The organism is Streptomyces sp. NPDC033270 (assembly GCF_055576575.1).
The window spans coordinates 139670-159805 of record NZ_JBVIRA010000022.1; the positions used below are offsets into that span (position 1 = coordinate 139670).

Below are 20136 nucleotides of genomic sequence, written 5' to 3' on the forward strand. Positions count from 1 at the left end.
ATTCACTGCATTTACCTGACTTTTGGGCCGGGTGTTTTGTTTTTCCTCGGCAAATCGCTGCCCGCACCGCCGGCGGTCCTCATAGCAGAAGTTATCAGCCTCATTGGGCGAGCTATTGGACAGTGCACGCAGGCGTCGGGTGTACTGATTAACGCGTGATCACATCAGGGACTCTGCAAGGTGGCAGACCCTGCGAGCGAACCGGGCCCGCCATCGAGCAGGGCCGGTGGGAACTGGCAACTAACACGCAGCGGGCGCAGGCGCGACCGACGTGAGCAGATTCACACACAAGGGCTCGGTCCCAATATCTCGGTCCATCGAAATCCTGGTTCGCGACTGTCACTTGACATTCGCCCGCCGTCGGCCTTTGGGGGAGTTTCATGCGCACCGCTCAAGTTTTCCCGCCGGACAGCACCAGCGCGGAGAACGATCCCATCGCCGTCGTCGGCCTGGCCTGTCGATTTCCCGGTGCGGCGAACCCGGATGCCTACTGGAAGCTGCTGAGCACCGGCACCGACGCCGTATCCACATCCCGTCCCGACCGCCCGACCGGTAACCGCGCGGGTGGCTTCCTGGACCATGTCGACCAGTTCGACCCCGAATTCTTCGACATCTCGCCCCGTGAAGCGGCCGCCATGGACCCGCAGCAGCGGCTGGCCCTCGAATTGAGCTGGGAGGCATTCGAGGACGCCGGGATCGTCTCCGCGGACCTGAAAGGCCGCAGGGTCGGCGTCTTCGTGGGAGCCATGTGGGACGACTACGCCGCCGTGCTGCACCGGCGCGGCGAGGGCGCGGCCACCCAGCACAGCATGACCGGTCTGCATCGCAGCATCATCGCCAACCGGGTGTCGTACACCTTCGATCTGCGCGGGCCGAGCATGGTGCTGGACACCGGGCAGTCGTCCTCGCTGGTCGCGGTGCACACGGCCTGCGAGAGCCTGCGCCGGGGCGAGGTCGCGCTCGCGCTGGCGGGCGGGGTGAACCTCAACCTCGCGCCGGAGAGCACCCTTTACTCCGAGAAGTTCGGCGGGCTGTCCCCGGACGGCCGCTGCTTCACCTTCGACGCCCGCGCCAACGGCTACGTCCGCGGCGAGGGCGCCGGACTCGTCGTGCTCAAACCCCTCTCCCGGGCCCTCGCCGACAACGACCGCATCCACTGCGTGATCGAGGGCACCGCGATGAACAACGACGGTGCGAGCGAGGGGCTCACCGTCCCCAGTTCCCGGGCTCAGGAGGAGGTGCTGCGCGAGGCGTACCGCAAGGCCGGCGTCGCCGACCTGTCCGACGTGCAGTACGTGGAGCTGCACGGCACCGGGACGAAGAAGGGCGACCCGCTGGAGTCCGCCGCGCTCGGCGCGGTGTTCGGCGCGGACCGGGGCGACGGCGTACCGCTGCGCGTCGGATCGGTGAAGACCAACATCGGGCACCTGGAAGCCGCCGCCGGTATCGCCGGACTCATCAAGACGGCACTGAGCATCAGGCACCGGGAGCTCCCGCCGTCCCTCAACTTCCGTACCCCTAGCCCGCGGATCCCCTTCGACGAGTGGCACCTGCGGGTGCAGACGGAGCTGACCGGATGGCCGCGCGGCGAGGCCCCGCTGCTGGCGGGCGTCAGCTCCTTCGGCATGGGCGGCACCAACTGCCATGTGGTGCTCTCCGACGCCCACACCAGGGCCGCGGACGCCCGGGCCGACCACGGTCGGGCATCCGCCGGCCGTCCCGCCGGGGCCTCGCCGCTGCTGCCGTGGGTGCTCTCGGGGCGCTCCGCGGACGCGCTGCGCGGCCAGGCGGAGCGGCTGCGCGACCATGTCGCCGCCCGCCCCGAACTGGACCCGGCGGACGTCGGGTTCACCCTCGCCGCCCACCGCACCGCGTTCGAGGAACGCGCCGTCGTCCTGGGCGGCGAGCGCGGCGACCACCTCGGCGGCCTGGACGCCCTCGTGCGCAACGCGCCCGCGCCGAACCTGGTGCGCGGCACCGCCCGGGGCGCGGGCCCAACGGCGTTCCTGTTCACCGGGCAGGGCAGCCAGCGCCCCGGGATGGGAGCGCACCTCCACGCGACGGTTCCGGCGTTCGCCGACGCGCTGGACGAGGTGTGCGCCCAGCTGGACACCGAGCTGCCCCGCCCGCTCAAGGATCTGATCTTCGCCGAGCCCGGTACGCCCGAGGCGGCCCTGCTCGACGAGACGCGGTTCACCCAGGCCGCGCTGTTCGCGGTGGAGGTCGCGCTCCACCGCCTGATGCTGCAGTGCGGGCTGCGCCCGGACTTCCTGCTCGGCCACTCCATCGGCGAACTCACCGCCGCCCATGTCTCCGGGGTACTCTCCCTCGCCGACGCCTGCACCCTGGTCGCCGCCAGGGGCCGGCTGATGCAGCAGGCCACCGCGGGCGGCGCCATGTTCGCGCTGCAGGCCGACGAGCGGGAGGTCCGCGCCGCGCTGGCCGGCCACGACCGGCTGGTCTCGATCGCCGCCCTCAACGGCCCGCACACCACCGTGGTCTCCGGCGACCGGGAAGCGGCCCAGGCCGTCGCCGCCGGGTTCGCGGCCGACGGCCGCAAGACCAAGCGGCTGCGGGTCAGCCACGCCTTCCACTCGCCGCACATGGACGGCGTACTGGACGAGTTCCGGGACGTGGCGCGGCAGTTGAGCTACGGCGCCCCGGACATCCCGCTGGTCTCCAACGTCACCGGGCGGCTGGCCACGGCGGACGAACTCGGCTCGCCGGAGTACTGGACGCGGCACATCCGGTCGGCCGTCCGCTACCACGACGGCGTCCGCCTGCTGCGGTCCGAAGGCGTCACGGGCTATCTGGAGCTCGGTCCCGGCGGGCTGACCGCGATGACCCGGGAGAGCCTGGCCGCGGACGGCGGGCGGCCCGGCGCCGCGGTCGTCCCCCTGCTGCGCGACGGCCGGCCGGAGGACCACACCGTGTCCGCCGCGCTCGCCGAGGCGTTCGTGCGCGGGGCGGCGGTGGACTTCACGCCGCTCACCGGGTCCTTCGGGGCGCGGGTCGAGCTGCCGACGTACGCCTTCCAGCGGCGGTCCTACTGGGTCGGCGGGGCGGACCGGGCGGATGCGGCGAACGAGGCGAACACGGGGGCGCCCGCGGACGCCACGGCCGGTGCCGTGCCGGCTGTGGCCCCGGAGCGGCCCGAGCCGGTCGCGGCCGGCTCCATGGCGGACGTGGCGGACGTGGCGGAGCTGGTGCGGGCGAGTGTGGCGACGGTGCTCGGGCACCTCTCGTCCGACACCGTCGACACCGGCAGGACGTTCAAGGAGCTGGGCTTCGACTCGCTCACCGCGGTCGAGTTCCGCGACCGGGTGGCCGAGGCGACCGGCCTGGCGCAGCTGGCCCCCACCCTGATCTACAACTACCCGACGCCGGCCGAACTGGTGCGCCATCTGCAGGCCGAACTGTCGGGCGAGCGGCCGGCCACCGAGGACCGGCGGCCGGCGGCGGCGGCCGGTCACGACGAGCCGATCGCCATCGTGGGCATGGGCTGCCGCTTCCCCGGCGGGGTGCGTTCACCGGAGGACCTGTGGCGGCTCGTGGCCGACGGCAGGGACGCCGTCTCCGCGTTCCCCACCGACCGCGGCTGGCCCACCGACGAGCTCCGCGACCCGGAGAACCCGGACGTCCGGTACACCCGGGAGGGCGGGTTCCTCTACGACGCGGCCGCCTTCGACGCGGGCTTCTTCGGGATCAGCCCGCGCGAGGCGCTCGCCATGGACCCGCAGCAGCGGCTGGTGCTGGAGACGACCTGGGAGGCGCTGGAGCGGGCCGGCATCGACCCCACGGCGCTGCGCGGCAGCCAGGTCGGGGTGTTCGCCGGCGCCACCGCGCAGGACTACGGCCCCAGGCTGGGCGAGCCGGCCGAGGGCGCACAGGGCTATCTGCTGACCGGCAACACCGCCAGCGTCATCTCCGGCCGGGTGGCCTACACCCTCGGTCTGGAGGGCCCGGCGGTCACCGTGGACACGGCCTGCTCGTCGTCGCTGGCGGCGCTGCACATGGCGAGCCGGTCCCTCCAGCAGGGCGAGTGCACGATGGCGCTGGCCGGCGGGGTGACGGTGATGGCGACGCCGGGCATGTTCGTGGAGTTCGCCCAGCAGCGCGGTCTGGCGCCCGACGGCCGCTGCAAGCCGTTCGCGGCCGCCGCCGACGGCACCGGCTGGAGCGAGGGCGTGGGCATGGTGGTGCTGGAACGGCTGTCGGACGCCCGGCGCCACGGCCACCGGGTGCTCGCGCTGCTGCGCGGCTCGGCGGTCAACCAGGACGGCGCCAGCAACGGCCTGACGGCGCCGAACGGGCCGTCGCAGGAACGGGTGATCCGCCAGGCGCTGGCCGCCGCCCGGGTGTCCGCGCGGGACGTCGACGCGGTGGAGGCGCACGGCACGGGCACGAAGCTGGGCGATCCGATCGAGGCGCAGGCGCTGGTGGCCACGTACGGCCGGGACCGGGCCGAGGACGCGCCGCTGTGGCTGGGATCGGTGAAGTCGAACATCGGGCACACCCAGGCGGCCGCCGGGGTGGCCGCGGTGATCAAGATGGTGATGGCGCTGCGGCACGGCCGGCTGCCCGCCAGCCTGCACATCGACCGGCCGACCCCGCATGTGGACTGGTCCGCGGGCTCGGTGGCGCTGCTGGCCGACGGCGTGCCGTGGCCGGCGGGCGAACGGGTGCGCCGGGCGGGCGTCTCCTCGTTCGGCATCAGCGGCACCAACGTCCACGCCATCTTGGAGGAGGCGCCCGCCGAAGACGGGCCGGCGGCCGGGCCCGGCGACCGGGCCGCCGCACCGGCGGGCCCGGTGGTCTGGCCGCTGTCGGCGAAGACCCCGCAGGCGCTGCGCGGCCAGGCCGCCGTTCTGCGCACACACCTCGACGGCCGTGACGGCCTCGACGCCGCCGACGTGGGCTACTCCCTGGCGACCACCCGGACCGCGTTCGACCACCGCGCCGTGCTGATCGGCGACGACCGGCCGCAACTGGCCGCCGCCCTGGACACGCTGGCGCAGGACACCCCGTCGGAGACGGTGGTCCGTGGCCTCGCCGTCCCCGGCGCGGAGCGGGTGTTCGTCTTCCCGGGCCAGGGCGCGCAGTGGGCCGGGATGGCGGTGGAACTCCTGGAGTCCTCACCGGTGTTCCGCGAGCGGATGCAGGAGTGCGCCGCGGCGCTCGGCGAGGTCGTGGACTGGTCGCTGCTGGACGTACTGCGCGGTGCCCCCGGCGCGCCGACCCTGGAGCGGGTCGACGTCGTACAACCGGTGCTGTTCGCGATGATGGTGTCGCTGGCCCGGCTGTGGGAGTCCTACGGTGTGCGGCCGACCGCGGTGATCGGGCACAGCCAGGGCGAGATCGCCGCGGCCTGCGTCGCGGGCGGTCTGACGCTGGCGGACGCCGCGCGGATCGTGGCGCTGCGCAGCCAGGCGCTGACCGCGATCTCCGGCCGCGGCGGGATGGTGTCGGTGTCGCTGTCGGCCGAGCGGGTACGCCAACTGCCCTGCTGGGACGAGCGTCTCGACCTCGCCGTGGTCAACGGGCCCTCGTCGGTGGTGGTCTCCGGAGAGCCGGCCGCGCTGGAGGAGCTGCTGGCGGTGTGCGCCGCCCGCGACATCCGCGCCAAGCAGATACCGGTGAGCTACGCGGCGCACTCCGCGCAGGTCGAGGCCATTCGCGAGCGGCTGCTGGACGCGCTGAGCGAGGTCGAGCCCCGCGCGGGCGAGATCCCCTTCTACTCGACGGTGACCGGGGAACTGCTCGACACCCGCACGCTCGACGCCGAGTACTGGTACCGCAACCTGCGCGAACCGGTCCAGTTCGAGCGGGCCATGGGCACGGTCCTCAAGAAGGGCCACACGCTGCTGGTCGAGGTCAGCCCGCACCCGGTGCTCGGCGTCGGCGCCCAGGAGGCCATCGACACGCTCGGCGGGTCCGGCGCGGTCGTGGGCTCCCTGCGCCGCGGCGAGGGCGGCCCCCGGCGGTTCCTGACGTCGCTCGCGCAGGCCTATGTGCTCGGCGCTCCGGTGGACTGGACGGCCGTCTTCGCCGGCTCCGGCGCGACGCGGACGGAGCTGCCCACCTACCCCTTCCAGCACCAGCGGTACTGGCTGACGCCGCCCGAGCCCGAGGCCGTCGTGGCGCCGGGCGACGCCGCACAGGCGCGGTTCTGGGAGGTGGTGGAGCGCGGCGACGCGGAGGGGCTGGCCGCCGAGGTCGGCCTCCAGGACCCGGACGCCCTGCGCGCGCTGCTCCCGGCGCTGTCCGCGTGGCGCCGTCGGCAGAGCGAGCGGGCCCTGGTCGACTCCTGGCACTACCAGGTCACCTGGCAGCCGTTGCCGCAGGTACCGGTGGGCGCGCCGACCGGCCGGTGGCTGGTGCTGCTGCGCGAGGGCGCCGAACGGCAGCAGCCCGCGGCGGCCGCCGTGGACGCCCTGGGCCGGAGCGGCGCACAGGTGGTCACGCTGGCGGTGCGGCCCGGCATCGGGCGCAGCGACCTGGCGGAGCAGCTGCGTGCCGCGGCCGGCGAGGGGCCGGAGCCGGCCGGTGTGCTGTCGCTGCTGGCACCGTCCGCGCCCGCCGGGCCGGTGCTCCCCTCGGGCTCGGAGCGGTGGGCCGACGCCCTGACGCTGGTCCAGGCACTCGGCGACGCCGAGATCCCGGCACGGCTGTGGTGGGTGACCCAGGGCGCGGTGGCCGTGGGCGCCGGTGACACGGTGACCTCGCCCGACCAGGCGCAGGTATGGGGTCTGGGCCGGGTCGCCGCCGTGGAGTTCCCCGAGCGCTGGGGCGGACTGGTCGATCTGCCGGCGGAGGCGGACAGCGCCGTCGTCGGGCGGCTGCCGGACGTGCTGGCCGGTCCGCCGGCCGCACAGGGCGAGAACCAGGTGGCGCTGCGCGCGGCGGGGGTGTTCGCCCGCAGGCTGGTGCGCGCGCCGCGGCCGGAGAGCGCCCCCGGGCGGCGCTGGAAGCCGCGCGGCACCGCGCTGGTCACCGGCGGCACCGGCGCGCTCGGCGCGCACGCCGCGCGCTGGCTGGCCGAGCAGGGCGCCGAGCACCTCGTGCTGGTCAGCCGCAGCGGGCCGAAGGCGGCGGGCGCCGACGCGCTGGAGGAAGCGCTGACCGCCCTCGGCGCGCGGGTCACCGTCCTGGCCTGCGACGCCGGCGACCGTGACGCGCTGGCCCGGCTGCTGGCCGGGCTGGAGGCGGACGGCAGCCCGGTGCGCACCGTCGTCCACACCGCGGGCCTGATCGAGAACGCCCCGCTCGACTCGCTGACCCCGCGGCGCTTCGCGGAGGTGGTACGGGCGAAGGCCGACGCCGCGCTGCATCTGCACGAGCTCACCCGCGACCGGGACCTGGACGCCTTCGTGCTGTTCTCCTCCGTCTCCGGCATGTGGGGCAGTGCGGGCAACGGCGGTTACGCGGCGGCGAACGCCTTCCAGGACGCCCTCGCGGAGTACCGCAGGTCGCAGGGCCTGCCGGCCACTTCGGTGATCTGGGGCCCGTGGGCCGGCGGCGGGATGATGGCCCGCGACGGCATGGACGAGACGGTCGTCCGCCACGGGATCCGGCTGCTGGACCCGGAACGGGCGGTCGAGGCGCTCGGGCAGTGCCTGGGCGCCGACGCCTCGGCGCCGGTCGTCGTCGACGTGGACTGGGCGGCGTTCTTCCCGGCGTTCACCGCGAAGAGCCCGAGCCTGCTCTTCGCCGAGGTGCCCGAAGTGCGGCGGGCGGCCGAGGAGTCGGCGGCACCGGCGCCGGACGGCGGCGACGACGCCGCCGCCGCGACGTGGGCGACGCGGCTCGCGGAGCTGGCGCCGGCGCGGCGCCGGGAGACCGCCTCCCGGCTCGTGCGCGGGCAGGTGGCGGCCGTGCTGGGCTACGCCGACGCGGACGCGGTCGGCGACCGTGCCGCCTTCAAGGATCTGGGCGTCGACTCGGTGATCGCGGTGGAGCTGCGCAACCGGCTCCAGGCCGACACCGGGCTGCGACTGCCGGTCACCGTGGTGTTCGACCATCCCACGCCGGAGCGGCTGGTGGATTTCCTGCTGGCCACGGCGATCGGGGACGACGGAACGTCCGGCGCGGAAATCCCGGAGCCGGTCGGCGAGAAGGAACAGCAACGCAAGAAGGAACTGCTGGACGCGGAAGCACGGATAAACGAGATGGACGCCGACGACTTGGTGCGGCTCATGCTCGGCGAAGAGTAGCAACGCACCGAAGAGAACTCCGTTCCAAGGCAACCGATCTGTGAGGGACCATGGCCACGTCGCCGGATAAAATCGTCGATGCCCTGCGCGCGTCAATGAAGGAGACGGAGCGGCTGCGGCAGGAGAACGAGGATCTGCTCCTTGCCGCGCACGAGCCGATCGCCATCGTCGGCATGGGCTGCCAGCTGCCCGGCGACGTACGCAGCCCGGAGCAGTTCTGGCAGCTCATCGCCTCGGGCGGCGACGCGATCTCCGGGTTGCCGACGGACCGGGGCTGGGATCTGGAGGCGTTGTTCGACCCGGACGCGGACCGCTCGGGCACCGTGTACACGCGCCACGGCGGATTTCTCAGTGATGTCGCCGATTTCGACGCGGAGTTCTTCGGGATCAGCCCGCGCGAGGCGACCGCGATGGACCCGCAGCAGCGGCTGCTGCTGCAGACCTCATGGGAAACACTGGAGCGCGCCGGAATCGATCCGACGACGCTGCAGGGCAGCCGTACCGGCGTTTATCTGGGAACCGCCTTCCAGGATTACGCGACGCGCGCCAAGCCGGCCGAACTCGGCGAGTACGAGGGGTATTTCCTGACCGCGGGTGCGGCGAGCGTGCTCTCGGGCCGCATCGCGTACACGCTCGGCCTCGAAGGCCCGGCGGTCACCGTCGACACCGCCTGCTCGGCGTCGCTGGTGGCGATCCACGCCGCGTGCCAGGCGCTGCGCCGCGCCGAGTGCACCCTCGCGCTGGCCGGTGGCGTCACCGTGATGACCACCCCCCATCAGCTGCAGGGGTTCAGCCGGCAGCGCGGGCTGTCCCCGGACGGGCGGTGCCGGTCCTTCGCGGCGGCGGCGGACGGCACGGGCCTGTCCGAAGGCGTCGGCGTGCTGCTGCTGGAGCGGCTGTCCGACGCCCAGCGGCTCGGCCACCGGGTCCTCGCCGTGGTGCGCGGCAGCGCCACCAACCAGGACGGGGCGAGCAACGGGCTGGCCGCACCCAACGGCCCCTCGCAACAGCGGGTGATCCGCCAGGCGCTGGCCGACGCCCGGCTGACCGCCGCCGAGGTCGACGCGGTGGAGGCGCACGGCACCGCCACCACGCTGGGCGACCCGATCGAGGCGCAGGCGCTGCTGGCCACCTACGGCCAGGACCGCACCGACCCGGTGTGGCTGGGCTCGGTGAAGTCCAACATCGGGCACACCCAGGCGGCGGCCGGCGTCGTCGGCGTCATCAAGATGGTGCTGGCGATGCAGCACGGCGTGCTGCCGCCGACCCTGCACGTCGACGAACCGACGCCGCATGTGGACTGGTCGTCGGGGCGGCTGGAGCTGCTGACCGAGGCGGTTGACTGGCCGCGGACCGGCCGTCCCCGCCGCGCCGGTGTGTCGTCGTTCGGCATCAGCGGCACCAACGCCCATGTGGTGCTGGAGCAGGCGCCCGCGGCGGAGGGGCCCACCGCCGAGGCCCCCGACGGCACCCCGCCGCGGGTGGTGCCCTGGGTGCTGTCCGCGCGCAGCGCCGACGCCGTACGCGAGCAGGCCCGCAATCTGCTGGCCCGGCTGGGCGAGGGCGACGAGCCGGCCGCGGCGGACGTCGGGTACGCGCTGGCCACCACGCGGTCGGCCTTCGCGCACCGGGCCGCGCTGGTCGCGGCGAGCGGCGAGGAGCTCACGCGGGGCCTGGCCGCGCTGGCCGAGGACCGCCCCGATCCGGGGCTGACGCTCGGTACGGCGGTGCGCGGCAAGCTCGGGTTCCTCTTCACCGGCCAGGGCAGCCAGCGCGTGGGCATGGGACGCGAGCTGTACCAGGCGTCGCCGGTGTTCGCCGAGGCGTTCGACGCGGTGTGCGCGGAGCTGGACCGGCATCTGGAACTGCCGCTGCGCGACGTGGTGTTCGGGACCGCCGGCGACGACGGGCTGCTGGACCGCACCGGGTACACCCAGCCTGCGCTGTTCGCCCTGGAAGTGGCGCTGTTCCGGCTCTTCGCGCACTGGGGCGTCGACCCGGACTATGTGACCGGCCACTCCATCGGCGAGGTGAGCGCCGCGCAGGTGGCCGGGGTGCTCTCGCTGCCGGACGCGGCGGCGCTGGTGGCGGCGCGCGGCCGGCTGATGCAGGCCCTTCCGGAGGGCGGCGCGATGGTCGCCGTGCAGGCCACCGAGGACGAGGTGCGGCCGCTGGTGGCCGAGCGCGCGGCGCTGGTCGACCTGGCCGCGGTGAACGGGCCGTCCTCCGTGGTGGTCGCCGGTGCGGAGCAGGCGGTGGAAGAGGTCGCCGCGCACTTCGCGGCACAGGGACGCAAGACCAAGCAGCTGACGGTCTCCCACGCCTTCCACTCGCCGCTGATCGACGCCATGCTGCCGGAGTTCCGCCAGGTCGTCTCCCGACTGTCGTTCCACGCCCCCGAGATCCCGGTGGTGTCCACCCTGACCGGCCGGGAGATCACGCCGGAGGAGATCCGGACGCCGGAGTACTGGGTGCGGCACGCCCGCGGGACCGTACGGTTCGCCGACGCGGTCCGGGTCATGGAAGCCGAGGGCGTCCGCACCTTCCTGGAGCTGGGACCCGACGGAGTGCTGTCGGCGGTGGGGCGCGAGAGCCTCACCTCGGCGGACGCCGACCTGGCCCCGGCGCTGCGGGCGGACCGCGGCGAGGAGCTCGCGGCGACCACCGCACTGGCCCGGCTGCACACCCGCGGCGTGCCGGTGGACTGGCGGGCGTTCTACGCCGGGTCCGGCGCGCGGCCGGCCGAGCTGCCCGTCTACCCCTTCCAGCGCACCCGCTACTGGCTGCCCGCACCCGCGTCCTCGGCGGCCGTGGGCTCCGCCGGCCTGTCGACGGCGGACCACCCGCTGCTCGGCGCGGTGGTGTCGCTGGCCGACGACGACGAACTGCTCTTCACCGGACGGCTCTCGATCGGCGCGCACGGCTGGATCGCCGACCACGCGGTGTTCGGCCAGGCGCTGCTGCCGGGCACGGGGTTCCTCGAACTGGCCCTGCACGCGGGCGAACGGGTCGGTCTCGACCTCGTGGAGGAGCTGACCTTCCACACGCCGCTGGTGGTCCCCGAACGCGACGCGGTCACGCTGCAGGTGCGGGTGGGCGGTGCGAGCGAGTCCGGCCGGCGGTCGCTGAGCCTGCACTCCCGGCCGGACGGGGCGGCGGACGACGAGCCGTGGACCCTGCACGCCACCGGTCTGCTCGCGCGGGCCGGGGCGCCCGCCGACGAGGAGGAACTGGCCGTGTGGCCGCCGCGCGGCGCGGAGCCGGTGGACGTCGCCGGCCTCTACCCGCTGATGGCCCAAACCGGCCTGGACTACGGGCCGGTGTTCCAGGGGCTGCGGGCCGCCTGGCGACGCGGTGACGAACTGTTCCTGGAGACCGTCCTGCCGGAGGGCTCCGGCGCCGAGGAGTTCGGCGTGCATCCCGCGCTGCTGGACTCGGCGCTGCACGGGGTCGCGCTGAACGTCGTGCTGCCCGAGTGGGACCAGGCCCGGCTGCCGTTCTCCTGGCGCGGGGTGACCCGGTACGCCACCGGCGCACCTCGGTTGCGGGTGCGCCTGGCACCGGTCGGTACGGACGCGGTGTCCGTGGTGGCCGCCGACGACACGGGCCGGCCGGTTTTGTCGGCCGACGCGCTGGTGCTGCGCCCGGCCGCGCGCGACCGGATCGAGGCGGCCGGCACCGCCACCCGTGACCGGCTCTTCCAGGTGGGCTGGGAGACCCTCGCCCCCGCCGCGGCCCAGGGTGCGGCCGCGGCCTGGGCGGTGGTGGGCACCGGCACCGACGATCTGGCGCCGTACCTCGCCGACCGGCCCGTCGACGTCCACCCGGACCTGGCCTCGCTGGCCCGGGCGCTGGACGCGGGCGGGCAGGCCCCCGACACGGTGCTGGTGTCCTGCCGCGCCGACGCGGGCGCGGCGGCCGATCGCGCCGACGCGGTGCGGGCCGCCGCCCACCGGGCGCTCGACCTGGTGCACCGCTGGCTGGCCGACGAGCGCTTCGCCGGCAGCCGGCTGGTGGTGGTGACCCACCGTGCCGTCGCCGTGGGCGCCGAGGACGTCACCGACCTCGCGCACAGCGCCGTATGGGGCCTGGTGCGCACGGCCCAGTCGGAGAACCCGGGCCGCATCGCCCTGCTCGACCTCGACGGCCACCTGGACTCCCACGGCCGGCTGGCCGACGCCCTCACCTCGCCAGAACCCCAACTGGCGGTGCGGGCCGGTGAACTGAGGGCGCCCCGGATGACGCGGCTGCGCCCCGAACGGGCGCTGTCCGTCCCGGCGACGCCGACCTGGCGGCTGGGCGTCGACGGCGGCGGGACGCTGGAGAGCCTCGCCCTGCTCGACCACCCCGAGGCCGGTGCGCCACTGGCCCCCGGTCAGATACGGGTGGGGGTGCGGGCGGCCGGACTGAACTTCCGCGATGCGCTCAACGCCCTGGGCATGTACCCCGGGGAGGCCGGGCCGCTCGGCGTGGAGGGCGCCGGTGTCGTGCTCGAAGTGGGCCCCGGTGTCGCGTCGGTGGCGCCCGGCGACCGGGTCCTGGGCATGATCTTCGGCGGGATCGGTCCGGTCGCCGTGACCGACCACCGGATGGTCGCCAAGATTCCCGACGGCTGGTCGTTCGCGCAGGCGGCGGCCGTCCCCGCGGTGTTCCTCACCGCCTACTACGCGCTGGTCGACCTGGCGGACCTGCGGCCCGGCGAGTCGGTGCTGGTGCACGCCGGAACCGGCGGCGTCGGCATGGCCGCCGTACAGCTGGCCCGGCATCTGGGAGCCGAGGTGTACGCGACCGCGAGCCCGGCGAAGTGGGACACCCTGCGGTCGATGGGGCTGGACGACGATCACCTCGCCTCCTCCCGGGACCTGGAGTTCGAGGAGAAGTTCCGGCGGACCGGCCGGGGCCGGGGCGTGGACGTCGTGCTGAACTCCCTGGCCGGGGAGTTCGTGGACGCCTCGCTGCGGCTGCTGGGTGCGGGCGGCCGGTTCCTGGAGATGGGCAAGACCGACGTCCGGGACGCCCAGGCCGTCGCGGACGCGTACGACGGCGTCTCCTACCAGGCGTTCGACCTCGTCGACGCGGGACCGGAGCGCACCGAGGCGATGCTGGGCGCGCTGCTCGGCCTGTTCGCGGACGACGCGCTGCGGCTGCCGCCGGTGACCCCGTGGGACGTCCGGCACGCGGCCGACGCCTTCCGGTTCATCAGCCAGGCCCGCCACATCGGCAAGGTGGTGCTCACCGTGCCGTCCGGGCTCGATCCCGAGGGCACGGTCCTGATCACCGGCGGCACCGGCGCGCTCGGCGGAGCCCTCGCCCGCCGGCTGTTGGACCGGCACGGCGTACGGCATCTGACGCTCGTCAGCCGCCGGGGCGCCGACGCCCCCGGAGCGGACGCCCTGGTGGCCGAACTCACCGAGCGGGGCGCCGTGGTGACGCTCGCGGCCTGCGACGTCGCCGACCGTGCCGCGGTGCGGCGGCTGCTCGCCTCGGTGCCGGCCGAGCACCCGCTGACCGCCGTGGTGCACACGGCCGGGGTGCTGGACGACGGGGTACTGGCCTCGCTCACCCCCGAGCGGCTGGACAGCGTGCTGCGCCCCAAGGCGGACGCGGCACTGCTCCTGGACGAGCTCACCCGGGACGCGGACCTCGCCGCGTTCGTGCTGTTCTCCTCGACCGCCGGTGTGCTCGGCGGACCGGGGCAGGCGAACTACGCCGCGGCCAACGTCCTGCTGGACTCCCTGGCCGGCCACCGCAAGGCCGCGGGGCTGCCCGCGGTGTCGCTGGCGTGGGGCCCGTGGGAGGACTCCGGCAGCATGCTCGGCGGGCTGGGCGAGGTGGACCTGGTCCGGCTCGGCCGCACCGGTCTGGTGCCGCTCGCCGACGAGGAGGGCCTGGACCTCTTCGACGCCGCCGTCGCGACCGGCGAGGCCACCGTCATCCCGGCCAAGGTCGACACCGCGATGCTGCGCCAGACGCCGGCGGACGAGATGCCGCACATGCTCCGCGGGCTCACCAGGAAGCCCAGGCGCCGGGCCGGCGGCGCGGCGCACCGGCCCGCCGCGGCCCCGGCGCTGCAGAGCCAACTGGCCGGTGTCTCCGAGGCCGAGGGCGAGCAGCTGCTGCTCGACCTGGTGCGGCTGCACGCCGCGACGGTGCTCGGTCACGCCGACGGCGCGACGGTCGCGGCCGACCTCGCGTTCAAGGAACTGGGCTTCGACTCGCTGACCGCGGTGGAACTGCGCAACCGCCTGGGCGGTGCCGTCGGCACGCAGCTGTCCTCCACCCTGATCTTCGATCACCCGACGCCGGCCCTGCTGGCGCGCCATCTGCGGACCGAGCTGCTGGGCGCCGAGGCCGACCGGTCGACCGCCGCCGCGCAAGCCGTGGCCGTGGACGACGACCCGATCGCGATCGTCTCGATGAGCTGCCGCTACCCCGGCGGCATCGCGACGCCGGAGGACCTGTGGCAGCTGGTCACCGACGAGTCGGACACGGTCGCGCCGTTCCCGTCCGACCGCGGCTGGGACGTGGCGGCCCTCTACGACCCGGACGGGAGCCGGCCGGGCACGACGTATGTGCGGGTGGGCGGATTCCTCGACGACGCCGCGCGGTTCGACGCGGGGCTGTTCGGGATCAGCCCGCGCGAGGCGCTGGCGATGGACCCCCAGCAGCGGCTGCTGCTGGAGACCTCCTGGGAGGCGCTGGAGCGGGCCGGGATCGACCCGCTGTCGCTGAAGGGCGATCAGGTCGGGGTGTTCGTCGGGGCCGCGAACCAGGGCTACCCCTCGGACCCCCGCCAGGCTCCCGAGGACCTGGGCGGCTATCTGCTGACCGGCAGCACCGCCAGCGTCATGTCCGGCCGGATCGCCTACGCCTTCGGCGTGGAGGGTCCGGCGGTGACCATCGACACCGCGTGCTCGTCGTCCCTGGTGGCGCTGCACATGGCCGTACAGGCCCTGCAGCGCAACGAGTGCTCGCTGGCCGTGGCCGGTGCGGCCGCCGTCATGGCCTCGCCCGACATCTTCCTGGAGTTCAGCCGCCAGCGCGGGCTGTCCCCGGACGGCCGCTGCAAGGCCTTCGCGGCGGCCGCGGACGGCACCGGCTGGGGCGAGGGCGTCGGCACGCTGCTGCTGGAGCGGCTGTCGGACGCGCGCCGCAACGGCCACCCGGTGCTGGCACTGGTCCGCGGCTCGGCGATCAACTCCGACGGTGCCAGCAACGGCCTGACCGCACCGAACGGCCCCTCCCAGCAGCGGGTGATCCGACAGGCGCTGGCCAACGCCCGCCTGTCGGCCGACGACGTCGACGCGGTGGAGGCGCACGGCACCGGCACCAGGCTCGGCGACCCGATCGAGGCCCAGGCCCTGTCGGCGACGTACGGGCGCGAGCGCGCCGAGGACCGTCCGCTGTGGCTGGGCTCGGTGAAGTCCAACATCGGGCACACCCAGGCCGCCGCGGGACTTGCCGGCGTGATCAAAATGGTCGCGGCGATGCGGCACGGGGTGCTGCCCCGGACGCTGCACGTCGACCGGCCCACGCCGGAGATCGAGTGGTCCGGGAGCGGGCTGGCGCTGCTGACCGAGGCCACGCCGTGGCCCGAGACCGGGCGGCCGCGCCGGGCCGCGGTCTCCTCCTTCGGCATCAGCGGCACCAACGCCCATGTGATCATCGAGCAGTCCCCGGCCTCGACCGGCGAGCCGGCGGCGAGCGCCCCGGAGCCGGACGCCGCCGCCCCGCTCACGGCCCTGCCGTGGGCGCTGTCCGGCAAGACCGAGGAGGCGCTGCGCGCACAGGCGCGCCGGCTGCTGACCCACCTCGCCGGCACCGCTGACCCCGACCTGGCGGCCATCGGCCACTCCCTGGCCACCACCCGCGCCACGCTCGACCACCGCGCCGTGGTGGTCGCGGACGGGCAGCCGGCCCTGCTGGAGGGGCTCACCGCGCTGGCCGAGGGCCGCGAGGCGGACTCGGTCGTCCAGGGCGCGGCCCGCGACCGGGGCAGGACGGTGTTCGTCTTCTCCGGCCAGGGGTCGCAGTGGCCGCGGATGGCCGCCGAACTGCTCGACGCCGACGCGGTGTTCGCCGAGCGGATCCGGGAGTGCGAGGCCGCTCTGGCCCCCTTCGTGGACTGGTCCCTGACGGACCTGCTGCGCGGCGCCGCCGACGCGCCGTCGCTGGACCGGGTGGACGTCGTCCAGCCCGCGCTGTTCTCGGTGATGGTGTCGCTGGCCCGGCTGTGGCAGTCGCTCGGGGTGCACCCGCACGCGGTGATGGGCCACAGCCAGGGCGAGATCGCCGCCGCCTGCGTGGCCGGCGCGCTGTCGCTGGACGACGCGGCCCGGGCGGTGGCCCTGCGCAGCAAGGCGCTGGCCGCGATGTCGGGCCAGGGCGGCATGGTCTCCGTCGCGCTGGGCGAGGAGGCGGTGTCCCGCCTCGTGGCACGGTGGGACGGTCAGCTCTCCGTCGCCTCGGTCAACGGCGCGTCGTCCACGGTCGTCTCCGGAGACCTGGACGCGCTGGAGGAGTTGCTGGCGCGCTGCAAGGAGGACGGGGTCCGGACCCGCACCCTCCCGGTGGACTACGCCTCGCACTCCCCGCAGGTCGAGCAGGTCCGCGAGCGGCTGCTGCGGGAGCTGGCCCCCCTGTCGCCCCGCCGCTCGGAGATCCCCTTCTACTCGACGGTCACCGGCACGGAGCTGGACACCACGGCGCTGGACGCCGAGTACTGGTTCCGCAACCTGCGCCAGACCGTCCACCTGGAGCGGGTGACCCGCCTGCTGCTGGAGCAGGGCTACGACGTCTTCGTCGAGGCCAGTCCGCACCCCGTACTGACCATGGCGATCCAGGAGACGATGGACGCCGCGAACGTCGCCCACGGCATCACGGTGGGCTCGCTGCGCCGCGACGACGGCGGCCCGGCGCGCTTCTTGGCCTCGGCCGCGCAGCTGCACACCAGCGGCGTCACGCTGGACTGGGCCGCGGCCTTCGCCGGCCGCCGCACCGGCCGGGCCGAGCTGCCGACCTACCCCTTCGGGGGCGAGCGGTACTGGCTGGAGCGGGTCGGCGGGTCGGGCGAGGTGACCTCCGCCGGCCTGGGCACCACCCGCCATCCGCTGCTCGGCGCCCTGGTCGCCCTGCCCGGCTCGGCCGGAACGGTGCTGGCCGGACGGCTGTCGGTCAAGTCCCAGCCCTGGCTCGCCGACCACGCGGTGCTGGAGACGGTGCTCTTCCCCGGCACGGGACTGGTCGAACTGGTGCTGCGCGCCTGCGAGGAGAGCGGCTGCGACACGATCGAGGAGCTCACCCTCCTCGCACCGCTGGTCGTCGACGCGGACGGCGCGGTCCAGCTGCGGGTGATGGCCGGCGAGGTGGACGACAGCGGGCGGTGCTCGGTGGAGGTGCACTCCCGGCCGGAGGACGCGCCCGCGGACGCGCCGTGGCTCCAGCACGCCGTCGGGGTGCTCGCCACCCGCAGCCCCGCGCCGCCGGCCCGGTTGCCCCAGTGGCCGCCGTCGGACGCGGAGCCGGTGGCGCTGGACGACGGGTACGCGCTGCTGGCGGCGGCCGGACTCGACTACGGCCCGGCCTTCCAGGGACTGCGCGGGGTCTGGCGGCAGGGATCGGACGTCTTCGCCGAGGTCCACCTTCCCGACGAGGCGCAGGCCCGGCACTACGGCGTGCATCCGGCGCTCTTCGACGCGGCCCTCCACGCGATCGTGCTGGGCGGGCTGGTGGCCGACGCCACCGAGCCGCGGCTGCCGTACGCCTGGAACGACGTGTACCTGCACACCACGGGGGCGTCGACGCTGCGCGTACGGCTGTCCCCGGCGGGCACGGACGCGGTGTCGCTGACGGCGGTCGACGCGTCCGGCGAACCGGTGCTCTCGGTCGGGTCGCTGATGGTGCGGCCGGTACCACCGGGGTCCCTCGGCAACGCCCGCCAGGTGTCGCGCCGTTCGCTCTTCCGGATCACCGGTGAGCCGCTCGGGCCGCCGGCGACGCCCGCCCCGGTCACCGGCACCTGGGCGGTGCTGGGGCCGGACGACCTCCAGCTGGGGGCCGTCATGGAGGCTGCCGGGGCGCGGCTCGACGGGTACGAGAACCTGGACGCGCTGGGCTCGGCGGTCGGCTCCGGAGCGCCCCTGCCCGACGTGGTCCTGGTGCCCTGCCTGTGCGACCCGCAGGAGGACGCCGGCCCGGCCCGGGCCGCTCGCGAGGCGACCCACCGGGCGCTGGCGCAGGCGCAGGCCTGGGTCGCCGACGAACGGTTCGCCGGCTCGCGGCTGGTCTTCGTCACCCGTCACGCGATGGACGTCGACGACGAGGGCACCGGGCACGACCTGCGGCAGGCGCCGTTGTGGGGTCTGGTGCGCTCGGCGCAGTCGGAGCACCCCGGCCGGTTCGGGCTGCTGGACACCGACGAGGACGCCGCCTCCCGCCGCGCCCTGCCGGCGGCCCTGGCGTCCGAGGAGCCCCAACTCGTCCTCCGCGGCGGCGTGGTGCGCGCGGTGCGCCTGGCCCGGATCCCGGCGGCCGCCGAGGAGCCGACCGGTCAGCCGGCGCTCGCGGCGGACGGCACGGTGCTGATCACCGGCGGCACCAGCGGACTGGGCGAGTTGATCGCCCGTCACCTGGTGGCGCGGCACGGCGTCACCAGGCTGCTGCTCACCAGCCGCAGCGGCCCGGCCGCGGCCGGCGCGGCCGAACTGGAGGCGGACCTGACCCGGCAGGGAGCCCATGTCACGGTGGCGGCCTGCGACGTGGCCGACCGGGACGCCCTGGCGGCGGTGCTCGGCCGGATCCCGGCGGCGCATCCGCTGACCGCCGTGGTGCACGCCGCCGGTGTGCTGGACGACGGGGTGCTCACCGCGCAGACGCCGGAGCGGATCGACCGGGTGCTGCGGCCCAAGGTGGACGGTGCGCTGAACCTGCACGAACTCACCCGGGACGCGCGGCTGTCGGCCTTCGTGCTGTTCTCCTCGGCCGCCGGGGTGCTGGGCACCGCGGGGCAGAGCGGTTACGCGGCGGCGAACGCCTTCCTGGACGCGCTCGCGCGCAGCCGGCAGGCCGCCGGTCTGCCGGGCAGCTCACTGGCGTGGGGAATGTGGGAGCGGCGCAGCGGTCTGACCGGCGACCTGTCCGAGGCGGATCTGCGGCGCATGGCGAGGTCCGGGGTCGGGCAGCTGCCCACCGACGAGGGCCTGGCGCTGTTCGACGCGGCGCTGGAGGCGCCGCACGCCGTGCTGGTGCCGATGAGGCTGGACCCCGCGGCGATGCTGGCCGCGGGCGAACCCGGGCTGGTGCCGGCGGTGCTGCGCACGGTGGTGAGGGCCGGGCGGCGCCGCGGCGGCGCCGAGACGCCGGGCGGAGCGGGCGGGTCGTTCGCGGCCCGGGTGGCCGAACTCCCCGCCGAGGAACGGGAGCCGGCGCTCCTGCGCCTGGTACGGGAGCAGGCGGCGACGGTGCTGGGGCTCGCCTCGCCCGACGCCGTCCAGGACACCCGGGGCTTTTTGCAGATGGGCTTCGACTCGCTGACCGCGGTCGAGCTGCGCAGCCGGCTGGGCGCGGCCACCGGCCTGCGGCTGCCGGCGACGCTCGTCTTCGACCAGGCCACACCGGCGGGCGCGGCCCGCTATCTGCGTGACCGGCTCTTCCCCGAGAGCCGGGAGCTGACCGAGTCCGAGGCGGAGGAGAAGCGGTTCCGCGAGGCGCTGGCCTCGATTCCGCTGGCCCGCTTCCGGCAGGCCGGCCTGCTGGCGGACGTGCTCCGGCTCGCCGGCGGCGAGGCGGCCGCGGAGCCGTCACAGGCGGGCGAGGCGGGCGGGATCGACGACATGGACGTCGAGGATCTCGTGCGCACGGCCTTCGGCGGGGACAAGTCCTGATCTTGGATGCCAATTGCGGGAGGGGTCATGGCCACATCGTC

The 20136-nt window shown here is 74.9% G+C and carries 2 protein-coding genes; both read left to right on the top strand.

Features of this window, described 5'->3' with window-relative positions; translation table 11 throughout:
- Positions 1-380: 380 nt before the first annotated feature.
- A complete protein-coding gene (locus ACZ5XZ_RS27680) occupies positions 381-8213 on the top strand; it encodes a type I polyketide synthase (RefSeq protein WP_468982735.1) in 7833 nt (2610 codons plus the stop codon).
- Positions 8214-8296: 83 nt separating this feature from the next.
- Positions 8297-20095, top strand: a complete 11799-nt coding sequence (locus ACZ5XZ_RS27685; RefSeq protein WP_468982754.1) for an SDR family NAD(P)-dependent oxidoreductase — start codon at positions 8297-8299, stop codon at positions 20093-20095.
- The last annotated feature ends 41 nt before the right edge of the window (positions 20096-20136 follow it).